Annotated in this window: 23 protein-coding genes and 1 tRNA gene; 11 read left to right on the top strand and 13 right to left on the bottom strand. The window is 73.4% G+C overall.

Features of this window, described 5'->3' with window-relative positions:
* Window positions 1-3 precede the first annotated feature (3 nt).
* A complete protein-coding gene (locus QSK52_RS12290) occupies window positions 4-774 on the top strand; it encodes an alpha/beta fold hydrolase (RefSeq protein ID WP_285736004.1) in 771 nt (256 codons plus the stop codon).
* A 4-nt stretch (window positions 775-778) separates the two neighbouring features.
* Here the strand turns inward: QSK52_RS12290 and QSK52_RS12285 are convergent, their stop codons facing one another.
* Window positions 779-1,150 (bottom strand): YybH family protein, encoded by a 372-nt coding sequence (locus QSK52_RS12285; RefSeq protein ID WP_285736003.1) that lies wholly within the window; start codon window positions 1,148-1,150, stop codon window positions 779-781.
* Between the two features lie 95 nt (window positions 1,151-1,245).
* Between QSK52_RS12285 and QSK52_RS12280 the strand changes: the two genes are divergently transcribed.
* The gene (locus tag QSK52_RS12280) at window positions 1,246-2,148 is read left to right on the top strand and encodes a LysR family transcriptional regulator (RefSeq protein WP_285736002.1); all 903 of its coding nucleotides are present in this window, start codon (window positions 1,246-1,248) and stop codon (window positions 2,146-2,148) included.
* A gap of 41 nt (window positions 2,149-2,189) precedes the next feature.
* On the opposite strand, the gene QSK52_RS12275 is transcribed toward QSK52_RS12280, so the two are convergent.
* The 7 genes from QSK52_RS12275 to QSK52_RS12245 all read right to left on the bottom strand — a co-directional run bounded on the left by QSK52_RS12275 (window position 2,190) and on the right by QSK52_RS12245 (window position 8,465).
* A complete protein-coding gene (locus QSK52_RS12275; RefSeq protein WP_285736001.1) occupies window positions 2,190-3,308 on the bottom strand; it encodes an aminopeptidase P family protein in 1,119 nt (372 codons plus the stop codon).
* A gap of 15 nt (window positions 3,309-3,323) precedes the next feature.
* Complete coding sequence (locus tag QSK52_RS12270) at window positions 3,324-4,682, bottom strand: dipeptidase (protein WP_285736000.1); 1,359 nt, start codon at window positions 4,680-4,682, stop codon at window positions 3,324-3,326.
* 10 nt (window positions 4,683-4,692) lie between these two features.
* Window positions 4,693-5,115, bottom strand: a complete 423-nt coding sequence (locus tag QSK52_RS12265) for a hypothetical protein (protein ID WP_285735999.1) — start codon at window positions 5,113-5,115, stop codon at window positions 4,693-4,695.
* A gap of 85 nt (window positions 5,116-5,200) precedes the next feature.
* The gene (locus QSK52_RS12260) at window positions 5,201-6,682 is read right to left on the bottom strand and encodes an APC family permease (RefSeq protein ID WP_285735998.1); all 1,482 of its coding nucleotides are present in this window, start codon (window positions 6,680-6,682) and stop codon (window positions 5,201-5,203) included.
* A gap of 203 nt (window positions 6,683-6,885) precedes the next feature.
* Complete coding sequence (locus QSK52_RS12255; protein WP_285735997.1) at window positions 6,886-7,248, bottom strand: HNH endonuclease; 363 nt, start codon at window positions 7,246-7,248, stop codon at window positions 6,886-6,888.
* 110 nt (window positions 7,249-7,358) lie between these two features.
* Window positions 7,359-7,432 (bottom strand) — tRNA-Pro (locus tag QSK52_RS12250).
* Window positions 7,433-7,520: 88 nt separating this feature from the next.
* Complete coding sequence (locus QSK52_RS12245) at window positions 7,521-8,465, bottom strand: metallophosphoesterase (RefSeq protein WP_285735996.1); 945 nt, start codon at window positions 8,463-8,465, stop codon at window positions 7,521-7,523.
* Between the two features lie 131 nt (window positions 8,466-8,596).
* Here QSK52_RS12245 and QSK52_RS12240 point away from each other — a divergent pair, with 131 nt between their 5' ends.
* Complete coding sequence (locus tag QSK52_RS12240) at window positions 8,597-9,052, top strand: GatB/YqeY domain-containing protein (RefSeq protein WP_285735995.1); 456 nt, start codon at window positions 8,597-8,599, stop codon at window positions 9,050-9,052.
* 261 nt (window positions 9,053-9,313) lie between these two features.
* Here the strand turns inward: QSK52_RS12240 and QSK52_RS12235 are convergent, their stop codons facing one another.
* Window positions 9,314-11,539 (bottom strand): transglycosylase domain-containing protein, encoded by a 2,226-nt coding sequence (locus tag QSK52_RS12235; RefSeq protein WP_285735994.1) that lies wholly within the window; start codon window positions 11,537-11,539, stop codon window positions 9,314-9,316.
* Window positions 11,540-11,938: 399 nt separating this feature from the next.
* Here QSK52_RS12235 and QSK52_RS12230 point away from each other — a divergent pair, with 399 nt between their 5' ends.
* The gene (locus QSK52_RS12230; protein WP_030461873.1) at window positions 11,939-12,262 is read left to right on the top strand and encodes a WhiB family transcriptional regulator; all 324 of its coding nucleotides are present in this window, start codon (window positions 11,939-11,941) and stop codon (window positions 12,260-12,262) included.
* Window positions 12,263-12,269: 7 nt separating this feature from the next.
* Here the strand turns inward: QSK52_RS12230 and QSK52_RS12225 are convergent, their stop codons facing one another.
* Together QSK52_RS12225 and QSK52_RS12220 are read right to left on the bottom strand one after the other, a co-directional pair.
* Window positions 12,270-13,445: an ArsA family ATPase gene (locus QSK52_RS12225; protein WP_285736043.1), complete on the bottom strand. Its 1,176-nt coding sequence runs from the start codon at window positions 13,443-13,445 to the stop codon at window positions 12,270-12,272.
* 56 nt (window positions 13,446-13,501) lie between these two features.
* A complete protein-coding gene (locus QSK52_RS12220; RefSeq protein ID WP_435053226.1) occupies window positions 13,502-14,584 on the bottom strand; it encodes an ArsA-related P-loop ATPase in 1,083 nt (360 codons plus the stop codon).
* Window positions 14,585-14,746: 162 nt separating this feature from the next.
* Here QSK52_RS12220 and QSK52_RS12215 point away from each other — a divergent pair, with 162 nt between their 5' ends.
* The 5 genes from QSK52_RS12215 to QSK52_RS12195 all read left to right on the top strand — a co-directional run bounded on the left by QSK52_RS12215 (window position 14,747) and on the right by QSK52_RS12195 (window position 17,635).
* Window positions 14,747-14,902, top strand: coding sequence for a DUF4177 domain-containing protein (locus QSK52_RS12215; protein WP_014136749.1), 156 nt, complete (start codon window positions 14,747-14,749; stop codon window positions 14,900-14,902).
* A gap of 2 nt (window positions 14,903-14,904) precedes the next feature.
* Window positions 14,905-15,369 (top strand): RidA family protein, encoded by a 465-nt coding sequence (locus tag QSK52_RS12210; protein ID WP_285735993.1) that lies wholly within the window; start codon window positions 14,905-14,907, stop codon window positions 15,367-15,369.
* Between the two features lie 163 nt (window positions 15,370-15,532).
* Window positions 15,533-16,375 (top strand): NUDIX hydrolase, encoded by an 843-nt coding sequence (locus QSK52_RS12205; protein WP_285735992.1) that lies wholly within the window; start codon window positions 15,533-15,535, stop codon window positions 16,373-16,375.
* 203 nt (window positions 16,376-16,578) lie between these two features.
* Window positions 16,579-16,770: a hypothetical protein gene (locus tag QSK52_RS12200; RefSeq protein WP_285735991.1), complete on the top strand. Its 192-nt coding sequence runs from the start codon at window positions 16,579-16,581 to the stop codon at window positions 16,768-16,770.
* A gap of 43 nt (window positions 16,771-16,813) precedes the next feature.
* A complete protein-coding gene (locus tag QSK52_RS12195; protein ID WP_285735990.1) occupies window positions 16,814-17,635 on the top strand; it encodes an MBL fold metallo-hydrolase in 822 nt (273 codons plus the stop codon).
* Window positions 17,636-17,781: 146 nt separating this feature from the next.
* Here QSK52_RS12195 and QSK52_RS12190 read toward each other — a convergent pair whose 3' ends face one another.
* The gene (locus QSK52_RS12190; protein WP_014136744.1) at window positions 17,782-18,456 is read right to left on the bottom strand and encodes a Crp/Fnr family transcriptional regulator; all 675 of its coding nucleotides are present in this window, start codon (window positions 18,454-18,456) and stop codon (window positions 17,782-17,784) included.
* A 157-nt stretch (window positions 18,457-18,613) separates the two neighbouring features.
* Window positions 18,614-19,270, bottom strand: coding sequence for a GntR family transcriptional regulator (locus QSK52_RS12185; protein WP_285735989.1), 657 nt, complete (start codon window positions 19,268-19,270; stop codon window positions 18,614-18,616).
* 144 nt (window positions 19,271-19,414) lie between these two features.
* Here QSK52_RS12185 and QSK52_RS12180 point away from each other — a divergent pair, with 144 nt between their 5' ends.
* Both QSK52_RS12180 and QSK52_RS12175 read left to right on the top strand, forming a co-directional pair.
* Entirely contained in the window at window positions 19,415-20,638 is a 1,224-nt protein-coding gene (locus QSK52_RS12180; protein WP_285735988.1) for an amidohydrolase family protein, read from the top strand.
* 43 nt (window positions 20,639-20,681) lie between these two features.
* Window positions 20,682-22,163: an APC family permease gene (locus QSK52_RS12175; protein ID WP_285735987.1), complete on the top strand. Its 1,482-nt coding sequence runs from the start codon at window positions 20,682-20,684 to the stop codon at window positions 22,161-22,163.
* Window positions 22,164-22,174: the final 11 nt, after the last annotated feature.

Below are 22,174 nucleotides of genomic sequence, written 5' to 3'. Positions count from 1 at the left end.
CCCGTGCGCACCGTCGAAGTGACCCCCAGCGGCGCCCTGATGCGCTGGATCGACATCCCCGGCGACCCGGCCCGCCCCCGCGTCTACCTGCACGGGCTCGGCGCCGCCGCCGCCCCGTACTACGCGGCCGCGGTGGCCCGCCCCGAACTCGCGGGCGTCCGCTCGCTCCTGGTCGACCTGCTGGGCTTCGGCACCAGCGACCGCCCCACCGACTTCGGCTACACCCTGGAGGAGCACGCCGACGCGCTCGCCGCCCTGCTCGCGGCCGCGGACGTCCGGGGCGCCGACGTGATCGGCCACAGCATGGGCGGGGCGGTCGCCGTCCTGCTCGCCGACCGCCACCCCGAGCTGGTGGCCCGGCTGGTGCTGGTCGACCCCAGCCTCGACCCGGGCACCCCCGAACGCGGCCGCCCCGGCGGGGCCGGCCTCGCCTCCTACACCGAGCAGGAGTACCTCGCGGGCGGCTGGCGGGAGTTCCGCGAACTGATCACCCCGCACTGGTGGTCCACCATGCGCCTGGCCGGCCCCGAGGCCCTGCACCGCAGCGCCGTCCACCTGGTCCGCGGCACCACCCCCACCGCCCGCGCCAGGCTGGCCGCCCTGGACGTCCCCCGGCTGCTCCTGCGCCCGGCGGCCGACGGCCCGCACCCCGGCGAGCAGGCCCTGCTGGACGCCGGGGTGACCGTGCTCCCCGTCCCGGACTGCGGGCACAACATCATGCTGGACAACCCGGACGCCTTCGCCGCCGCCCTGGCCCGCTTCCTGGCCGGCTGACGGACTACGCCTCCCCGCCCGGCCGCTGGAACTCCGGCTGGTCCAGCAGCCGCAGCCAACTGCCGTCCGGCTGCTGCCGCACCACCTGGGCGCGGGCCCCGGCGCCGTCCTTCGGCGGGGTCGCGGTCAGCGCGATGCCGTCGGCGGCCAGCGTGGGCAGCGGCGGCTCGGGGGTGAACTGCGGCCGGTGGGCCAGCACCTTCGCCCACAGCTCCCGGATCGCCTCCCGGCCGACCGTCAGCTGCCCGGGCGGGTACGCCATCACCGCGTCCTCCTCGTACAGCGCCGCGACGCCCTCGGCGTCGCCCGCGTTGGAGCGCTCCACGAACAGCCGGGTCAGGTCCTCGGGCCGCATCGCCTTCTCGTACTCGCTCACCGCTGCCTCCTTCACGTCGTCCGTCGCCTCCACCCTCCTCCCGGCCCGGTCAGAAGTCCAACAGCTGGTTGTGATCCGAACTAGAATCCACACTCATGGAGCTGAGGCAGCTGGAGTACTTCGTCGCGGTCGCCGAGGAGCGCAACTTCACCCGCGCCGCCGAGCGGGTGCACATCAGCCAGTCCGGGGTGAGCGCCCAGATCCGGCAGCTGGAACGGGAGCTGGGCGCCGAACTGTTCGACCGCTCGGCCCGCGCGGTGACCCTCACCGTCGCGGGCAAGGCCGCCCTGGAACACGCCCGGCAGGCGCTGGCCGCCGCCCGGGCGGTCGGGCAGGCGGTCGGCGAGGTCACCGACCTGGTCCGCGGCAGCCTGCGCCTGGGCATGGTCGCGGGCTGCACCCTCACCCCGCTGTTCGACGGCCTGGCCGCCTTCCACCGCGCCCACCCCGGCGTCGAACTCGCCCTGCTGGAGGGCGACTCCGCGCAACTGACCGAGGACGTCCGCACCGGCGCCCTCGACCTCGCCCTGATCGGCCGCCCCGCCCCCGCCCCCGACGGCCTGGACACGCACGTGCTGGTCAGCGAGCCCCTGGTCGCCGCCGTCCCGCCCGGCCACCCGCTGCTGGACGCCCCCGCCACCACCCTCGCCGACCTGCTCGCCCACCCGCTGGTCTGCATGCCCCGCGGCACCGGCCTGCGCGCCGTCCTGGACCGCGACTGCGCCGCCCGCGGCCTCACCCCGCGCATCGCCCTGGAGGCGGGCGCCGCCGCCGCGATCGCCGACCTGGCCGCCCGCGGCCTCGGCGTGGCCGTGCTCAGCCGCTCGATGGCCGCGGCCTTCCCGGCGCTCGTCCCCGTCCCGGTCACCGACCTGACCACCCCGGCCCTGCTCGCCCTGGTCAACCGCCCCGCCCCGCCCCCGGCCCTGCGCGCCCTGCTCTCCGCGCTGCGCCGCGCCTTCCACCTCCCGGCGCTCCCGGCACCGCCCCCGGCATGACGGAGGGGCCGCCGGAACACCGGCGGCCCCTCCGCCTCCCGCTAGTTCACGAAGGCCAGTTCGTGCGGCGTCCCGTTGAACCGCAGCCCGCCGTCCTCGGTGACCGTCACGATGTCCTCGATCCGGACGCCGAACCTCCCCGGCAGGTAGATCCCCGGCTCGATCGAGAAGCACATCCCGGGGACCAGCGGCCGGGTCTCGCCCTCGACCATGTACGGCGGCTCGTGGGTGGTGAGCCCGATGCCGTGGCCGACCCGGTGGATGAAGTACTCGCCGTACCCGCCGTCGGTGATCACCTTGCGGGCGACCCGGTCGATCTCCTGGCAGGTCACCCCGGGCGCGACCGCGTCGAACGCGGCCTGCTGGGCGCGCCGCACCAGGTCGTGGACGGCCAGCACCTCCGCGGGCGGCTCGGTGCCGACGAACACGGTGCGGGTGGTGTCGGAGCCGTAGCCGTCCTTCAGCCCGCCGAAGTCCAGCACCACGGTGTCGCCGCGCTCGATCACCCGGTCCCCGGCCTCGTGGTGCGGGTTCGCCCCGTTCGGCCCGGAACCGACCACGGTGAAGTCGACCTGGCTGTGCCCGTGCTTGATCAGCAGCGCGGCCAGGTCGGCGGCCACCTGGTTCTCGGTCCGCCCGGCGAACTCGACGCCCAGGATCTCCCCGTACGCCAGGTCCGCCGCCGCCCCCGCCGCGGCCAGCCGCTCCAGCTCGTCGTGGTCCTTCACCGCCCGCAGCATCGGCAGCACCGCCGTCAGCGCCGCGTACGAGCTGCCCGGCAGCGCCTGCTGCAGCCCGAGCACGTGCATCGCCCAGGCGTTGTCGGAGATCCCGTACCGGCCGTTGCCCTCCAGGTTCGGCGCCAGCGCCGCGTACGGGTCGCTGCCGTCCGTCCAGTCGGCCATCCGGACGGCCTCCGCGCCCGGTGCCTTCTCGGCATCCGGGCGCTCCAACTTCGGTACCAGCAAAACGGGTTCGGCGCCGGCCGCGATCACCAGGGCGGTCAGCCGCTCGGTCACGGCGGTCGGCTGGTAGCCCGTCAGGTAGGTCAGGTCGGGGCCGGGGGTGACGACCAGACCGGCCAGCCCGGCGTCCGCGGCGGCGGTCGCGGCGCGGGCCATCCGGGCCTGGAAGTCGGCGGTGGTGAACGGCGCGGGCATGGGCTCCCTCTCGAATCAGCGGTGGGCGGCGGCCGCGTAGCGGCGCAGGAACAGCGCCTCCACGGTGGCCATGTGCTCGATCTCGGACGGGTCCACGCTCTCGTTCGGCGCGTGGATCAGGCAGCGCGGCTCCTCCACGCCCATCAGGATGATCTCCGACTCCGGGTACTGCGCCGCCAGCACGTTGCACAGCGGGATCGACCCGCCCTGCCCGAGGAAGGACAGCGGCTTCCCGTAGACCTCCCGCGCGGCGCCGTCCAGCGCCGCGTACGCCCTGCCGTCGGTGGCGGCCCGGAACGGCGAGCCCTTCGACTCCGGCTCCACCGTCACCTGCGCGCCCCACGGGGCCGCCGCGACCAGGTGCGCGGTCAGCGCGTCCTGCGCGCTGCCGGCGTCCATGCCGGGCGGCACCCGCAGGCTGACCCGGGCCCGGGCGGTGCCGGGGACCGCCGCGGCCGAACCGACCACCGGCGCGCAGTCGATGCCCAGCACCGTCACCGCCGGACGGGCCCACAGCCGGTCCGCGACCGTCCCGGAACCGGTCAGGCGGACGCCCTCCAGCACGCCCGCGTCCGCCCGGAACTGCTGCTCGTCGTAGCCGACGCCGTCCCAGGTCCCCTCGTTGTCCAGCCCGTCGATCCGGGTGCCGCCGTCGGCGTCGCGCAGCGAGTCGAGGATCCGGACCAGCGCGGCCAGCGCGTCCGGCGCGGGGCCGCCGAACATCCCGGAGTGCACGTCCGACTCCAGCGTCCGCACCGTCACCACGACGTTCGCCAGGCCGCGCAGCGAGGTCGTCGCGGTCGGCACCCCGACCGCCGCGTTGCCGGTGTCGCAGACCAGCAGCACGTCCGCGTGCAGGTCCTCGGGGTGCTGCGGGACGTACGCCTCCAGGCCGCCGGTGCCCTGCTCCTCCGAGCCCTCCGCGACCAGCTTGACCCCCACCGGCAGGTCGTCGCCGAGCGCCCGCAGCGCGGTGAGGTGCATGACGATGTTGCCCTTGCAGTCCGCGGTGCCGCGCCCGTACCAGCGCCCGTCCCGCTCGGTCAGCTGGAACGGGGGCGTGGTCCAGGCGGCGTCGTCCAGCGGCGGCTGCACGTCGTAGTGGCAGTACAGCAGCACGGTCGGCGCGCCCGGCGGCGGCGGGCGGTGCCCGAGAACGGCGTGGCTGCCGTCCGGGGTCTCCACCAGCCGGACGTCCTGCAGGCCCGCTCCGGTGAACGCGGCGGCCACCCACTCGGCGGCCTCGCGGCACTTCTCCGGCGGCTGCTGCCGCGGGTCGGCGACCGAGGGGATGGCGACCAGCTCGGCCAGGTCCCGCTTCGCCTGCGGCATCAACGCGGCGATGCGGGCGGCCAGTTCGGTGTCACTGCTCATCGTCTCCCCTTCAGTTCCTGATCGTGTCATCGGTCTTGATGTCCTCGATCTTCTCCTGGTAGTCGTCCAGCTGGTCCGGGCAGTAGACGCTCAGGATCAGCGCCTCCGCCTGCACCGTCCGGGCGGCCACGATGATCGGCCGCTGCCCGGGGCCGGCCGCCCCGTTCGACATCTGCACCCGCTGCAGGCCGGTCTTCAGCGAACTCGCCGGGTCCTCGCACACCGCGCCGCCGTCCGTCCCCAGCGTCCGGGCGACCTGCTCCCGGTCCGGCGTCGGGTAGCCGTCCGCCTGCAGCTTGGAGATCAGCTCGTCGGCCTTCCGGAACGACTCGTTGGTGGCGTGCTGCTGGGTGAACGTCAGCAGGCCGACCACCGCCATCGCGACCAGCACCACGATCGCACCGACGTAGATCCACCGGTGCTGCGAAGCCATCCGCGTACTCATGCGCCCACCTCGCTCCGCTCGGCAGGGGCGTTCGCCCGTACGCAGCCCCTGGTGGTTCGCTCGCTCCGCTCGCTCACGCCGCCTCCTCCTCGATGGCCGCGGCCACCGCCGGATCGCGCCACTCGGGCTTGCTGGCCTTCAGGAAACCGAACGGGATGATCACGCCCAGCAGCAGCAGACCGCCGCCGATGATCCCGATGTACACCCAGATGCTGCCGCCGCCGAACTGCGAGGACGGCACGAACCCGATCACCATCGCCGCCGCCGACGCCAGCAGGCCCACCACGCACAGCACCCCCAGCGCCGGGGCGCGGTAGCCGCGCGGGTGGTCCGGCTGGAGCCTCCGCAGCCGCATCGCGGCCGCGAACATCAGCAGGTAGACGATCAGGTACACCTGCGTGGTGATCACCGAGAAGATCCAGTACACGCTGGAGACGTTCGGGATCAGCGCGTACATCAGCGCGATCACCGTGGTCACCACGCCCTGCGCGACCAGGATGTTCTGCTGGATGCCGTGCTTGTTCAGCTTCTGCAGCGAGGGCGGCAGGTAGCCCTCCTGCCGGGAGATCATCAGCAGGCCCTTCGACGGACCGGCCAGCCAGGTCAGCATGCCGCCCAGCGAGGCCGCGACCAGGCCCACCGCGATCAGCGGCGTCAGCCAGCCGATGTGGAAGTACTGGAAGAACGCGTCGAACGCCTGCATCACGCCCGCCGTCAGCGAGAGCTGGTCGGCCGGCACCACCCAGCTGATCGCCAGCGCCGGCAGGATGAAGATCAGCAGCACCATCCCGACCGCCAGGAACATCGAGCGCGGGAACTCCTTGCCCGGGTTCTTCAGCGAGGAGACGTGCACCGCGTTCATCTCCATGCCCGAGTAGCTCAGGAAGTTGTTGACGATCAGCACCAGGCTCGCCAGGCCCGTCCAGGCCGGCAGCAGGTGGTCCACCGACATCGGCGCCGCCGAGGCGTTGCCCTGCCCCAGGAACACGAAGCCCAGCACCACCAGCAGCGCGCCCGGGATAAGCGTCCCGATGATCAGCCCCCACGAGGCCAGGCCCGCCACCGCGCCCGTCCCCCGCGAGGAGACCCACACGCCCGTCCAGTACAGCACCATGATCACGATCGCCGTGTAGAGGCCGTTGCTGGCCAGGCTCGGGTCCACCACGTACGCGATCGTGCTCGCCACGTACGCCAGCAGGCTCGGGTAGTAGAAGATCGTCATCGCGAACTGGCACCACACCGCCAGGAACCCCAGCGGCTTCGACAGCCCCTGGGCCACCCAGTTGTACACGCCCCCCTCCCACCCCGACGCCAGCTCCGCCGAGACCAGCGCCGTCGGCAGCAGGAACACGATCGCCGGCACCACGTACAGGAACACGCACGCCAGCCCGTACACCGCCATCGTCGGCGAGGACCGCAGACTCGCCACCGAACTGGTCGTCATCAGCGCCAGCGTCACCCAGGTCATCCTGGGCGTCGCCACCGCCTTCACCCGCTTCGTCGCCGCCCCCGTCGTCGCGGCCCCGTCGGGAACCGGCACATCCGCCGCGCTCATCCACCGCCTCCTCGCCGCGGCCCCGCCCACCGGAGCCCGCCCCTCCACCCTCCGGCCCCCACCCCCGCCCCGCATCCGAGAACCCGTCACCACCCCCTCCCCCTCACCGGAACAGCCCAACACCCCCCCACCTGACCCCCCTTCACCGGACCGGCCCCCCGCCCACAGCCCGTGGACGGGGAGCCGGTCGTCGACGAGCCGTTTCAGGCTTGGGCGTGGTGCTCGCGGTGGTAGGCCAAGAAGCGACGTTCGACCTGGTGGGCAGGGACCTCGCGCAACCGTCCGATGACCTGTCCGGTGGACCGGTCGGTGATCGCCAGATCGTCAGCGATGGTCAACATGCCGAAGTCGAAGAGCTTGTGGTGGTTGGGGCACAGGCAGAGGACGTTCGAGGCGATGTCGGGGCCGTTGTGCGGTCTCCCCAGTCCCCTGATGTGTGCGGCTTCCGCGTAGGCGCCGGTCGGCGTCTTCAAACGGATGCCGCACACCTGGCAGGAGAAGTCGTGGGCCCGCTTCACGTAGTTCGCGACGGCGCTGCACCAGGTATCGCTTCCCCTCTTGATCACCTGGAGACGGGCGCCACCCGGAACAGGGATCGTCAGGGCGGCGGTGCCCGCACGACGAGGAAGGGCCCTGCCGGATCTCTCCGGCAGGGCCCTTGCCTGCTACTACGAAGTCGGGGTAGCGGGATTTGAACCCACGGCCTCTTCGTCCCGAACGAAGCGCGCTACCAAGCTGCGCTATACCCCGGTCCTGCTTCGTTGCCTTCCGTGTCCGGCGCAACGAGTAGAACTCTACAGGAGGCGGGGCCAGAGACGAAATCCGGTTTAGGGGCTGGTCAGCGCGGGGCGGGGGTGAGGGTGAGGAGGGTGGCTTCGGGGGGGCAGGCGAAGCGGACGGGGGTGTAGCGGTTGGTGCCGCAGCCTGCGGAGACGTGGAGGTAGGAGCGGTGGTGGGGGGTGCTGTGGGTGGAGAGGCCCTTGACGCGGTCGGTGTCGAGGTCGCAGTTGGTGACGAGGGCGCCGTAGAAGGGGATGCAGAGCTGGCCGCCGTGGGTGTGGCCGGCCAGGATCAGGGGGTAGCCGTCGGCGGTGAAGGCGTCGAGGGTGCGGAGGTAGGGGGCGTGGACGACGGCGAGGGAGAGGTCGGCGTCGGGGGAGGGGCCGCCGGCGACGGCGGTGTAGTCGTCGTGGCGGATGTGCGGGTCGTCGAGGCCGGTGAACTCCAGGTCGAGGCCGGCCACGGTGAGGCGGCCGCGGGCGTTGTTGAGGTTGAGCCAGCCGGCCTGGTCGAAGCCGTCGCGGAGCTTCTGCCAGGGGTTGTGGACGGCGCCGGAGATGCCGCGGCGGCCGGTGCCGTCGGGGTTGTTGAGGCCGTGGACGCCGCTGCGCAGGGCCTTGAGGTAGCGGGTGGGGCTCTTGCGGGCGGGGCCGTAGTAGTCGTTGGAGCCGAAGACGTAGACGCCGGGGAAGTCCATCAGCGGGCCGAGGGCGTCCAGGGTGGCGGGGACGCCGAGCGGGTCGGAGAGGTTGTCGCCGGTGTTGACGACCAGGTCGGGGCGGAGCCCCGCGAGGCTCTTCAGCCAACGCTGCTTCTTGGCCTGGCCGTTGACCATGTGGATGTCGGAGACCTGGAGGATCCGGAGCGGCCGGGCACCGGCGGGCAGGACCGGGACCTCGACGCGGCGCAGGCGGAACGAGCGGACCTCGTACCCGGCGGCGTAGACGAGGCAGGCGGCGCCGGTGGCGGCGACACCGAGCGGGACGGAGTACAGCGGTCGCATCGGTCCATGGTCGCAGACCGTCCGGACGCCCCGGAGGGGGGCCGGGGAGGAGGCGCACCTGCGGGGGCCTGGGGAGCGGCGGGCGGGAAATGGGGCGGCACGGGGCCGGGGCAGGTGCCAGAATCGGCGGCATGACGACGTTGAAGGAGCAGCTGCAGGAGGACCTCACGGCTGCGATCAAGGCCCGGGACGAGCTGCGCTCGTCCACCCTCCGGCTGACGCTGTCCGCGGTCACCAGCGCGGAGGTGGCGGGCAAGGAGAAGAAGGAGCTGTCCGACGCCGAGGTGCTGCAGGTGATCGCCAAGGAGGCGAAGAAGCGCCGGGAGGCGGCGGACGCCTTCGAGGGCGCGGGCCGGACCGAGCAGGCGGCGCGGGAGCGGGCCGAGGGCGAGGTGCTGGCCGGGTTCCTGCCGAAGCAGCTGTCGGACGAGGAGCTGGCGGCGATCGTGGCCGCCGCGGTGGCGGAGTCCGGGGCGAGCGGTCCGCAGGGCATGGGCGCGGTGATGAAGCTGGTGCGTCCGCAGGTGGAGGGCAGGGCGGAGGGCGGCCGGGTGGCCGCCGCGGTCAAGGCCGCCCTGGCCGGCTGAGCCCACCGGAACGTCGGCACGGCCGCAACGTCGGCACGGCCGCAACGTCGGCACGGCCGCGAAGCCGACACGGTCGACACGGCCGCAATGTCGGTACGGCGGCCGACACGGCCGGCACACCGCAGCGCCGGCACACCGACACGCCGAGACGCCGGCACGGCCGGCACACCGCAGCGCCGGAAGGACGCCGGACGCGAAGCGACGGGGCCGCCCGCGGGAGGGAACTCCTCGCGGGCGGCCCCGTCGTCGCGTACCGGCGGGTCAGTGGTGCCCGGGCTTGCCGTTGTTGCCGCCGATGACGCCGGGCGGGAGGCTGACACCGCCGTTGGTGACGCCGCCGGGCCAGCCGTTGTTGCCGCCCTGGGCGTTGTCGCCGGAGGGGTTGGACGGGGTGTCGCCGGGGTTGGGGGCGGTGGGCGACTGGGTGGGCTGCGGGATGTCGACCTTCTGGAAGGAGCGCGGGCTGCTGCCCTTGAGCGCGTCGTTCATGGCCTTCTGCCAGATCGGGCCGGGGCCGTCCGCGCCGTAGACCGCCTCGAAGTAGTGGCCGCCGATGCGGACGTCGCGCATCGAGACGTTGCCGCCGACGCCGCCGAGCCAGACCGAGGTGGCCAGGTCGGGGGTGTAGCCGGTGAACCAGGCCGCGTAGCGCTTGTCGGTGGTGCCGGTCTTGCCCGCGATCTGGCGGCCGTCGTCGAGGCCGAGGGCGGAGCCGGTGCCCTTCTCGGTGACGCCGAGCAGCAGGGTGTTGATGCCGTCCGCGGTGGTCTGGGCCATCGCCTGGGTGCAGTTGGCGCTCGGGACGCCGATGTTCTTGCCGTTGGCGCCGGTGACCGAGGTGATCGCGATCGGCGAGCAGTAGAGGCCGCGGGCGGCGAACGCCGCGTAGGCGCTGGCCATCTGGAGCGGGCTGACCTCCTGGGTGCCGAGCGTCATGGAGGCGACCTGCTGGATCTTGGAGCCGTTGGCCAGGGTGCTGAGGCCGAGCTTGTCGGTCATCTGCTTGACCGGGCACAGGCCCATCTGCTGCTCGAGCTGGATGAAGTAGGTGTTGACCGACTTCTGCATGGCGATCTGCAGGCTGTACGGGCCGTGCTCGCTGGTGGACTCGTTGGTCAGCGTCTGCGGGTCGTAGGTGGTGCTGTCGCAGGTGGTCATCTTGGGGTACTCCATGCTGTACGGCGAGGGGTACTCCTGCGTGATCGGGATGCCGGACTCCAGGGCGGCCGCGGCCACGATCGGCTTGAAGGTCGAGCCGGGGGAGAACCCGTTGCCGCCGCCCATCGACGAGCCGACGTTGAGGTTCAGCACGATCTGGTTCTTCGAGGTGTCCAGGCCGTACGGGCGGGTCTGCGCCATGGCGAGGATCTTGCCGGTGCCGGGCTCGACCATGCTGCCCGCGGCGGACACCGGGTCGGTCACGTAGACCTTCTTGGTGACCGCGTTGTAGAGGGCGGACTGCTTGTCCGGGTCGATGGTGGTGTTGATCTTCAACCCACCCTGGGCCCAGAGCTTCTGGCGGTCCGCGGCGGTCGCGCCGAACGCCGGGTCCTGCTTGACCACGTGGCGCACGTAGTCGCAGAAGAAGCCCATGCCGTTCTGCGCGGTGATGCAGCCGTTCTGCGGCTCGGAGTACTTGATGCCGAGATCGGAGTCGAGGGCGGCCTTGGCCTGCTCGGGGGTGATGTGCTTGTACTCCAGCAGCTTGTTGATCACCGTGTTGCGGCGGGTCTTCGCGGCCTGCGGGTGGGCGATCGGGTCGTACGCCGTGGGGTTCTGCACCAGGCCGGCCAGCATCGCGGCCTCGGGGACGGTGAGGTCCTTGGCGCTCTTGCTGAAGTACCGGTTGGCGGCGGCCTCGACGCCGTACGCCTGGTGGCCGTAGAAGGTGATGTTCAGGTAGTTGGTGAGGATCTGGTCCTTGGACAGGTCCTCCTCCAGCTTGATGGCGTACTTCAGCTCCTGGATCTTGCGGCCCAGGCTCTTCTTGGTGGCCTCCAGGAACGCCTCCTGGTCGTCGCCGGCCTGCTCGACGAAGACGTTCTTCACGTACTGCTGGGTGAGCGTGGAGGCGCCCTGCGCGGTGGTGCCGGACTCGGCGTTCTTGGTGATGGCGCGGAGCACGCCCTTGAGGTCGATGGCGCCGTGCTCGTAGAAGCGGGCGTCCTCGATGTCGACCTGGGCCTGGCGCATCACGGGGGCCATCTGGTCCGCGGTGAGGATGGTGCGGTCGCGGTCGTAGACCTTGGCGATCAGGCCGCCCTTGGCGTCGTAGATCATCGACGCCTGGGAGAGGGTGGGCTGCTTGAAGTCGTCCGGGATGTTGTCGAACGACTCCGCGGTGTCCTTGGCGGTCAGGCCGAAGGCGCCGACCGCGGGCAGCGCCATGCCGGCGACCAGGACGCCGGCCAGGATCGAACCGCCCAGGAACTTGACGCCGTGCCCTGCCTTGTCCATGAAGGTGCCGGTGGATCGCGAAGGTGCCATGGAGGAACCCTACGTCGCGGAATCCCGTACAGGGGGGCAGGTGTTCGCCTACGCTTGTCACAGAACTGCGACAGCTTCGCTCTGTTCATCGTCATCACTCTTGTGAGTGATGAGCTTTGTCCGATTCGCGGCATTGTGTCCGTAATCCGGATGGATGCAGGGCGGGTCGCTGTTGCGCACCGTGACGAAAGCGACCCTTCCGACCTCGGCAAGGCCCCCGACCTGCGGTCACTCCAACGAGTGAGCTGCTGGACACCCATAGTCCGATCGGGTCATTCGAGATTGGGCCCACAGGGGCTGTTGCGTCGTGCCGTTCTTCCGTAACGTCCTCAACTGGCAACGGTGAATATGCCGTTGCCGCCGTGGGGGAGCCCCGAATCGGGAGAGGACGGCGCCGGGATGGGCTGGGTGGACGACTGGAGCGCGCAGGCGGCGTGCCGCACGAGCGATCCGGATGAACTGTTCGTGCAGGGGGCGGCGCAGAACCGCGCCAAGGCGGTGTGCAGCGGGTGTCCCGTGCGCACCGAGTGCCTCGCGGACGCGCTCGACAACCGGGTCGAGTTCGGCGTCTGGGGCGGGATGACGGAGCGCGAGCGGCGGGCGCTGCTGCGCCGTCGGCCGACCGTGGACTCCTGGCGCCGGCTGCTGGAGACCGCGCGCACCGAGTACGAGGAGTCGCTGGCGACCGGGGTGGTCCTGCGGGACTACGCCCAGGCGGGCTGACGCTCCGTCAGGAGCCTTCGGCCGGTGGGCCGTCGGGCCGTTCGGTGGGGGAGCCGAGCAGGTCGCCGATGGCCCGCAGGCCGTCCAGGTCGTGGATGTCGCCGGGGAGGGCGGCCACCTCGACGATCGGTACGTCCGGGTAGACCGAGGCGAAGCGGTTGCGGGTGCGCCGTTCCCTCGCCATGACCTGCACCCGTTCGGCGTGCAGGCGCAGCAGCCCGGCGGCCAGGGTCTCGGCCTCCGCGGTGGAGTGCGGGGTGCCGTTCTCCTCCAGGGCCTCGGCGGCGGCCAGCGCGCGTTCGGCGGTGAGCTGCGGGGCGCCGGTGGAGTGGACCCGGTTGAGCACCAGCCCGGCCAGCGGCATGTCGTCCTCGGCCAGCCGGTCGACGAAGTACGCGGCCTCGCGCAGCGCGTCCCGCTCCGGGGCGGCGACCACCAGGAACGCGGTGCCCTCGGCCTTGAGCAACTGGTAGGTGCGGTCGGCGCGTTCCCGGAAGCCGCCGAACATCGAGTCGGTCGCGGAGACGAACGTCTGGATGTCGCTGAGCAGTTGGGCGCCGAAGATCTTGCCGAGGGTGCCGCTGATCAGCCCCATGCCGACGTTGAGGAACTTCATCGCGGAGCGGCCGCCGACCTTGGCGGGGGCGGTCAGCAGCCGGATCACCCGGCCGTCCAGGAAGGACCCGAGGCGGCTGGGGGCGTCCAGGAAGTCCAGCGCGGAGCGGGACGGCGGGGTGTCGACGACGATCAGGTCCCAGCGGTCCTCGGCGCGGAGCTGGCCGAGCTTCTCCATCGCCATGTACTCCTGGGTGCCCGCGAAACCGGCCGACAGCGACTGGTAGAACGGGTTCTCCATGATCGCCTTGGCGCGGTCGGGCTCCGCGTGGGCCAGCACGACCTCGTCGAAGGTCCGCTTCATGTCCAGCATCATGGCCTGGAGTTCGCCCTCGCCGCGGGTGCCGCCGACCACCCGCGGGGTGTTGTCGAGCTCGCTCAGGCCCATCGACTGGGCCAGTCGGCGGGCCGGGTCGATGGTCAGCACCACGACGCGGCGGCCGCGCTCGGCGGCCCGCAGGCCGATCGCCGCGGCGGTGGTGGTCTTGCCGACCCCGCCGGAGCCGCAGCAGACCACGATCCGGGTCCCCGGGTCGTCGATCAGGGTGTCGATGTCCAGCCCGGTCATGCCGCCCCCCGCCGTCGCGCCCGCGCCGCTCTTCGCCGTCGCGCCCTCGCCCGTGCTCACGCCGCTCCCTGCCGTTTCAGCTCGCCCGCCAGCCGGTACAGCCCGGCCAGGTCCATGCCCTCGCCGATCAACGGCAACTCGTAGGTGGGGAGCTTGAGTTGCTGCAGCTCGACGCGCTGGGCGCGCTCCAGCTCGACCCGCTCGGCGTGCTCCCTGGCCTGCTCCAGCAGCGGGTCGAGCAGCGGCTCGACGTGCGCCCGGACGGTCTCCGGCTTGCGCGAGCGCCCGCCCAGGCCGACCTCGCCGAGGGCCAGCGCCACCTCCTCGCGGTGGTCGCCGTCCACCGCCGCCACCGCCGCCGCGTCCAGTATCGGCGGGCGCACCATGTTGACCAGCACGCCGCCGACCGGCAGGCCGGAGTCGCGCAGCTCGGCGATCCCGTCCACGGTCTCCTGCACCGGCATCTCCTCCAGCAGGGTGGTGAAGTGCACCGCCGTCTCCGCGGAGCGCAGCACCCGCATCACCGCCTGCGCCTGGGAGTGGATCGGCCCTATCCGGGCCAGGCCCGCTACCTCGGAGTTGACGTTCAGGAAGCGGGTCAGCCGACCGGTCGGCGGGGCGTCCATCACCACCGCGTCGTAGCGGCGGCGCCCGTCCGGGCCCTTGCGGCGGGCCGCCTCGCAGGCCTTGCCGGTGAGCAGCACGTCGCGCACGCCCGGGGCGACGGTGGTCGCGAAGTCCACGAAGCCGACCTTCTGCAGGGCCTTCCCGGCCCGGCCCAGCTTGTAGAACATCTCCAGGTACTCCAGCAGCGCCTGCTCGGTGTCGATCGCCAGCGCGTGCACCTCGCCGTGGCCCTTGCCGGGCAGGCCGAGCTGAGCGGGCGTCACGGTGGCCACCCGGCGTTCCTCGTACGGCAGCGCGGCGATCTGGAACAGCTCGGCGATGCCCTGTCGGCCCTCCACCTCGATCAGCAGGGTCCGACCGCCCTCGGCGGCCAGCGCCAGGGCGAGGGCGGCGGCCAGCGTGGTCTTGCCGGTGCCGCCCTTCCCGCTGACCACGTGCAGCCGGACGCCCTCCCAGTCGGGCTCCCGCGGTGCCCGCTCGCCCGGCCCCGCCGTGCCGCTGGTGCCCGCCACGCCCGTTCTCCGTCCGTCGCTCCCGTTCGGGGCCCCAGGCGCCCCTCCACGCGAGGGTAACCAGCGCACGCTCCGGATGCCGGGAGCATCCCGGCGGCCCCGGCGAATCATGCCCGCTTTGTGTCCCACCTCACACCGGCCCGGGCGGCTAGAGTCACCCCCATGACCAAGTGGGAATACGTCACCGTGCCGCTGCTCGTGCACGCCACCAAGCAGATCCTCGACACCTGGGGCCAGGACGGCTGGGAGCTCGTCCAGGTCGTCCCCGGGCCGAACCCGGAGCAGCTGGTCGCGTACCTCAAGCGCGAGAAGGAGTAGTCATGGGCCAGGTCGAGCAGAGGCTCGCCGAGCTCGGGCTGACGCTGCCCGAGGTCGCCGCCCCGGTCGCCGCGTACGTCCCGGCGGTGCGCGACGGCGTGCACGTGCTGACCTCCGGGCAGCTGCCGTTCGTCGGCGGGAAGCTCCCGCTGAGCGGCAAGGTCGGTGCCGAGGTCACCGCCGAGGACGCCAAGGAGCTCGCGCAGGTCTGCGCGCTGAACGCGCTGGCCGCGGTCAAGTCGGTGGTCGGCGACCTGGACAGGGTCGAGCAGGTCGTCAAGGTGGTCGGCTTCGTCGCCTCCGCGCCCGACTTCACCGGCCAGCCCGGCGTGGTCAACGGCACCAGCGAGCTGCTGGGCAAGGTCTTCGGCGAGAAGGGCGTGCACGCCCGCAGCGCCGTCGGCGTGGCGGTGCTGCCGCTGGACGCGCCGGTCGAGGTCGAGCTGATGGTGCGGGTCCGGGACTGACCCGGGGCCGCTGACGTCCGGGCCCGTCGCCGTTCGCGGTGGCGGGCCCGCGGCGTTCCCGGACGGCCGTTCCCGGGCGGAGGGGGCCCGGGCGGTGCGGTCGTTCCCGGTCGGGCGTTCCCGGGCGGAGGGTGCCCGGACGGTGCGGTTAACATCCGTGAACATGCTGGAGATGCCGCCGTCCTGGCCCGCCCGAATCCGCGCCCTGGCCGCCGGGGAGCTCGTCCCCGTGCCGCCGAAGCCCTCCGCCACCGTGGTGCTGCTGCGCGAGGGCGCGGCCGGGCCCGAGGCGTACCTGCTGCGGCGGCGCGCCACGATGGCGTTCGCCGGGGGCATGTACGCCTACCCGGGCGGCGGGGTGGACCCGCGGGACCGGGAGGTGCGTCCGCCGTGGGCCGGGCCGTCGACCGCTCGGTGGGCCGGGTGGCTGGGGGTGGACGAGCCGACCGCGTGCGCGGTGCTGTGCGCGGCCGTCCGGGAGACCTTCGAGGAGGCCGGGGTGCTGCTGGCCGGGCCGGACGCGGGGACGCTGGTGGAGCCCCGGGACTGGGCCGCCGAGCGGGCCGCGCTGGAGCGCCACGAGGTGTCGCTGGCCGAGTTCCTGACCGAGCAGCGGCTGGTGCTGCGCAGCGACCTGCTGGCGCCCTGGGCCCGCTGGGTGACGCCCGAGTTCGAGGAGCGGCGCTTCGACACCTGGTTCTTCGTGGCCGCGCTGCCGCCCGGGCAGGCCGCCGCGGACACCGTCGGGGAGGCCGACCGGGTCGCCTGGATGACGCCCGCGGCGGCGGTGGCCGGGTTCGAGGCGGGCGAGTTCGGGATGCTGCCGCCGACCGTCACGGTGCTGCGCGAGCTGCTGCCGCTGGGCAGTGCGGCCGGGGCGGCGGCCGCGGCGCGGGGACGGACGGTGGCCCCGGTGCTGGGGCGGGCCGAGGTCGCGGGGGACCGCATGACGGTGCGGTGGAGCGGGTATGACGAGCTGACTATCGACGGCGTGTTCCCGGCGTGAGAACCTTCCCCCGGAACGATCACCGGCCCCGCCGGGCGACCCGTTCCGGGGGCGGCCCCGCGCCGGGCCGTACCGTTGACCGGCGGCGACCGACCAGCACGACCGACCAGCGCGACCGACCGGCGCGACTGGGTCGGCACCGGCTGACCGGTGGCCGCCGACCAGAACCGCACCGACCGTCCTGACCTCGGAAGGAGACTCCGATGACCTACAACGACGTGGCTCGCCGGACCTCGGCCACGCCCACCCGCACCGTCACCCCCCGCGCCGCCGCCTGCGACGAGAGCGCGCCCCGGGAGACCACCCGCCTGCTGATCCGCGACCTGCCCGGCCGCGCCCTGGTCCGCCCGCTCCCGCTGCGCAGCCTCAGCCGCGCCGAACGGGACGCCGCATGACCGCAGCGGCACACCGGGTGAGCGCACGCCCCGGGGGCACCGCGTGAGCGGCCCGCTGCCGGGCGACCCCGCCGACACCGTCGGCGGGGTCGCCACCCCGCGCGCCCAGTGCGTGCTCGCCCCCAACCCGTCCCCGATGACGCTGGACGGCACCAACACCTGGCTGCTCTCCGAACCCGGCTCCGACCTCGCTGTCGTCGTCGACCCCGGCCCGCTCGACGAGACCCACCTGCGCCGGATCGTCGACCTCGCCGAGCAGCAGGGCAAGCGGATCGCCCTCACCCTGCTCACCCACGGCCACGCCGACCACGCCGAGGGCGCCGCCCGGTTCGCCGAACTCACCGGCACCGCCGTCCGCGCCCTCGACCCGGCCCTGCGGCTGGGCGAGGAGGGCCTGCACGGGGGGCAGCGCCTCGACGTCGGCGGCCTCGACCTGCGGGTCGTCGGCACCCCCGGGCACACCGCCGACTCGCTGACCTTCCACCTGCCCGCGGACGGCGCGATCCTCACCGGCGACACCGTCCTGGGCCGCGGCACCACGATGGTCGCCCACCCCGACGGGCGCCTGGGCGACTACCTCGACTCGCTGCGCCGCCTGCACGCGATGGCCTCCGAGCACGGCGTGCGCACCGTCCTGCCCGGCCACGGCCCCGTCCTCGCGGACGCGCTCGGCGCCGTCGACTACTACCTCGCCCACCGCGCGGCCCGGCTCGCCCAGGTCGAGACCGCGGTCGAGGCGGGCTGCCGCACCGCCCCCGAGGTGGTCGCCCGGGTGTACGCGGACGTCGACCCGGCGCTGTGGCCCGCGGCGGAGCTCTCGGTGCGCGCACAGCTCACGTACCTGGAGGACCGGGGCCTGATCTAGCCCCCCTGGCCCCTGGCCCCTGGCCCCTGGCCCCTGAGCCCCGTCCGGCCGGTGCGGCCGGGGGCGGCCGGGGGCGGCGGCCGGAGAAACGCGGAGCCGCGCCCGGCGGCACCTGGCGGTGCGGTCGGGCGCGGCTCCGGTGGGGATCAGCGCGAGCGGCGGGAGAGGCGTTCGACGTCGAGCAGGACGACCGCGCGGGCCTCCAGCTTGAGCCAGCCGCGGCCGGCGAAGTCGGCGAGCGCCTTGTTGACCGTCTCGCGGGAGGCGCCGACCAGCTGGGCGAGCTCCTCCTGGGTCAGGTCGTGCGCGACGTGGATGCCCTCGTCGGACTGGACGCCGAAGCGGCGGGAGAGGTCGAGCAGGGCCTTGGCGACGCGGCCGGGGACGTCGGAGAAGACCAGGTCGGACATCACGTCGTTGGTGCGGCGCAGGCGGCGGGCGATGGCGCGCAGCAGCGCGATGGAGACCTCGGGGCGGGCGTGCAGCAGCGGGAGCAGGTCGCCGTGGCCGAGGCCGAGGAGCTTGACCTCGGTGAGGGCGGTGGCGGTGGCGGTGCGCGGGCCCGGGTCGAAGAGCGAGAGCTCGCCGATCATCTCGGAGGGGCCGAGCACGGCGAGCATGTTCTCGCGGCCGTCGGGGGAGGCCCGGTGCAGCTTGACCTTGCCCTCGACCACGACGTAGAGCCGGTCGCCCGGGTCGCCCTCGTGGAACAGCGACTCACCGCGGGCGAGCGTCACCTCGGTCATGGAAGCGCGGAGCTCGGCAGCCTGGTCGTCGTCGAGTGCCGCGAACAGCGCGGCGCGCCGCAGAACGTCGTCCACGAGCTTCCTCCTGCTGGTGTCTGGGCAGTGCTACTCACCACCAAGGATGACGCATGTCGCTCCGATCATATGAGGAGGGGGTGTGCCGAGGTGGGGCCTACGGGGCCATTCGCGCAGTTCGGGTGGGCGTTTCCCGCCCCGGGCGCCACCGGCGGGGCTAGCCGCCGAGGGCCTGCCGGGCGAAGGCGCGGGTTCCGGCGACGTGGTGGCGGGCGAGGGCGGCGGCGGTCTGGGGGTCGCGGGCCCTGATGGCGTCGAGGAGCTGCTGGTGCTCGGTGCACATCGGGAGGCTGGTCCCGACGTCGGAGGTGAGCCGGAACAGGCGGCGCAGACGGCCGTCGAGCGGGGCCATCATGTCGCGCAGCAGCGGGTTGCCGGAGAGTTCGACGATCTCCCGGTGGAAGTCGGCGTTCAGGCTGACGGTCTCGCGCAGGCGCCCGGCCTCGGCGGCCTTGCGGGTGCGGGCCAGCAGGCGTTCGAGCCCGCGGATGCCGGCGGGGGTGGCGTGCCGGGCGGCGAGGCTGGCGGCGAGCGCCTCCAGGGACTCGCGGACGGCGAAGAAGTGCTCGGCCTCCTCGGGGCCGAAGTCGGCGACGACGGCGCCGCGGCGGGCCTGGACGGTGAGGAAGCCCTCGCGTTCGAGGCGCTGCATCGCCTCGCGGACCGGGATCCGCGAGACGCCCATGCCGTCGGCCAGTTCGCGCTCGACCAGGCGCTGCCCGGTGGCGTACTCGCCCTCGATGATCCGCTCGCGCAACTGGACGTAGACGAGGTCCGCCAGCGACTGGTGGGCGTCGCCGAGGGTGTCGGTCATCGGGGGCTCCAGGCGGAAGCGGGCGGAGGGAGCGAGCAGTAGATCAGATCATTCCAGATCGGGGTGGGCCGCCCTCTTGTCTGGTATTCGGTATACCAGATACCTTGACGGCTCACCGACCCCGACGAGCACCGGAGCCCGCCCGTGACCGCCTCCCCGCCGCCCGGCCCGCACCTGCTGCTGGACGCCACCCTCCCCGACGGCTCCCGCGCCGACCTGCGGATCGCCGACGGCCGGATCGCCGCGATCACCCCCGCCCCCGCCGGGCGCGCACGCGTTGAGCCCGGGCCGGGCGAGGCCGCACTGGACGGGGCGCTGCTGCTGCCCGCGCTGGTCGACGGGCACGCGCACCTGGACAAGACCTTCCTGGGCGCGCCCTGGCAGCCCCACCGGGCGACGGACGGCCTGCGCGAGCAGATCGCCTCCGAGCGGCAGCTGCGCCGCGAGGTGGCCGCGCAGCTGCCGGTCGTGGACCGGGCGGAGGCGCTGGCCCGCCGGATGGCGGCGCTGGGCACCGGCTTCGTCCGCTCGCACGTGGACGTCGACCCGGACACCGGGCTGGACCACCTGTCCGCGGTGCTGGAGGCGCGCGAGCGGGTGCGGGAGCTGATCGACGTGCAGGTGGTGGCGTTCCCGCAGAGCGGCGTGCTGGCCGAGCCCGGGGTGGCCGGGCTGCTGGACGCGGCGCTCCGGGAGGGCGCCGAACTGGTCGGCGGACTGGACCCGTTCGGCTTCGACCGCGACGTGGACGGCCAGCTGGACGTGGTGTTCGGCCTGGCCGAGCGGCACGGCGCGGCGGTCGACATCCACCTGCACGACGGCGGCGAGGCCGGTGCGGCGCAGCTGCGGGCGATCGCCGGACGGACGGCGGCGCTGGGCCTGGGCGGACGGGTCGCGGTCAGCCACGCGTACTGCCTGGGCCAGTTGGAGGAGCCCGAACTCACCCGCACCGCCTCGGCGTTGGCGGCGGCCGGGGTGGCCGTGATGACCAACGGCCCGGTCCGGACGATGCCGCCGGTGAAGCTGCTGCACGAGCTGGGCGTGCTGGTCTTCGCGGGCTCCGACAACATCCGCGACGCGTGGTGGCCGTACGGGACGGGCGACATGCTGGAGCGGGCCACCGTCATCGGGCTGCAGGGCGAGCTGATGACCGATCAGGAACTGCTGCTGGCAGCGGAGTTGGTCACCGGACACGCCGCCAGGGCGCTCGGCGTCGAGGAGTACGGGATCGCCGTCGGGCGGCCCGCGGACCTGGTGGCCGTCGCCGCGCACTCGGTGCCCGAGGCGGTCGCCGCGCACCCCGGGCGGCTGCTGGTGCTGCACCGCGGACGCACCGTCCTGGACCGGCTCGACGACCGCTCCCGCTGAGGCAGTCACCCCCACCCCCCCGCCGTGCTCGGAAGGACCCCCCATGACCTCCACCCCCTCCGTCGAACGCCCGCCCGCCGTCCCGCCCGACCCGTCCGCCTCCCCCGACCGGCTGGCCAGGGGCCTGATCGGCACCACCGACCTGGTGTTCTTCGTGGTCGCCGCGGCCGCGCCGCTGACCGTGCTGGCCGGGATCGCGCCGTTCGCGATCGGCGTGGGCGGGGCGTCCGCACCCGCCGCGTACCTGGTCTCGGGCGCGCTGCTGGTGCTGTTCGCCGCCGGGTTCACCGCGATGAGCCGCTACGTGCGCAACGCGGGCGCCTTCTACGCGTACGTGGCGCGCGGGCTGGGGCGGACCCTCGGCGTGGTCACCGCCTACGTGGCGGTGGTCAGCTACAACCTGATCACCCCGGGCGTGGCGGCCGCGTTCGGCTACTTCGCGGCCGGTCACATCGAACAGCGCACCGGCGCGCACGTGCCGTGGTGGCTGCTGTCCGGGGCGTGCGTGGCGGTGGTCGGCGTGCTCGGCTGGCTGAAGGTCACGCTGTCGGCGAAGGTGCTGGGCGAGGCGCTGGTGCTGGAGGTGCTGTCGCTGCTGCTGATGGAGGGCGGGGTGCTGGCCGACCGGGGGACGGCCGCGCTCGACCCGGTCTCCTTCGACCCCTCACTGCTCACCCAGGCCGGGGTGGCGGGCATGTTCGTGCTGGTCATCGGCGCGTTCACCGGCTTCGAGGCGACCGCGATCTACGCCGAGGAGGCCCGCGACCCGGCCCGCACCGTGCCGCGGGCGACGTTCGTCGCGATCGGCTTCCTGGCGGTGTTCTACGCCCTGGGCACCTGGATCGTGATGGGCGCCTACGGCACCGACGAGGCGGTCGCGCAGGCCCGCGCCGACGGCGGCCCCGACCTGACCTTCCGGGCCGCCGAGCGCTTCGTCGGCCTGTGGCTGTCGGACACCATGCACGTGCTGATCGTCGTCTCGGCGTTCGCCTCCGCGCTGGCCTTCCACAACGCCGCCGCCCGCTACCTGTACGCGCTGGGCCGCGAAGGGCTGCTGCCGCGCGGGCTCGGCCGGGTCTCGCCGCGGACGGGGTCGCCCGGGCGGGCGGTGCTGGTGCAGTCGGTGTTCAATGCGCTGGTGGTCGGCCTGGGCGCGGTGCTCGCGGTCGACCCGTACCTGGTGGTGCTGCTCTGGTCCAACAGCGTGGGCGTGCTCGGCATCATGGTGATGCAGGCGCTGGCGGCGGTCGCGGTGTTCGCCTTCTTCCGGACCGACCGGCGCGGGATGTCGGCGTTCCGGGTGGTGTGGGCGCCGCTGCTGGCCGCGGCCGGGCTGGCCGTGCTCACGGTGCTCGCGCTGTTCAACTTCGACCTGCTGACCGGGCGTTCGGGCCTGGTCAACTGGCTGCTGCTGGTGCCGATGCCGGTGGTCGCGGCGGTCGGCTGGCTGGTGGCCCGGCGGATCCGGCGCACCGACCCGGAGCGGTTCGCCCGGTTGACCGAGGTCGATGTCGAACGCGACTGAGCGGGCGCGCG

The organism is Kitasatospora phosalacinea, assembly GCF_030268885.1.
Lineage (GTDB): Bacteria > Actinomycetota > Actinomycetes > Streptomycetales > Streptomycetaceae > Kitasatospora > Kitasatospora phosalacinea_C.
The sequence above is the reverse complement of the archived record's forward strand: the minus strand, read 5'-3'. Positions and strand labels throughout refer to the sequence as shown.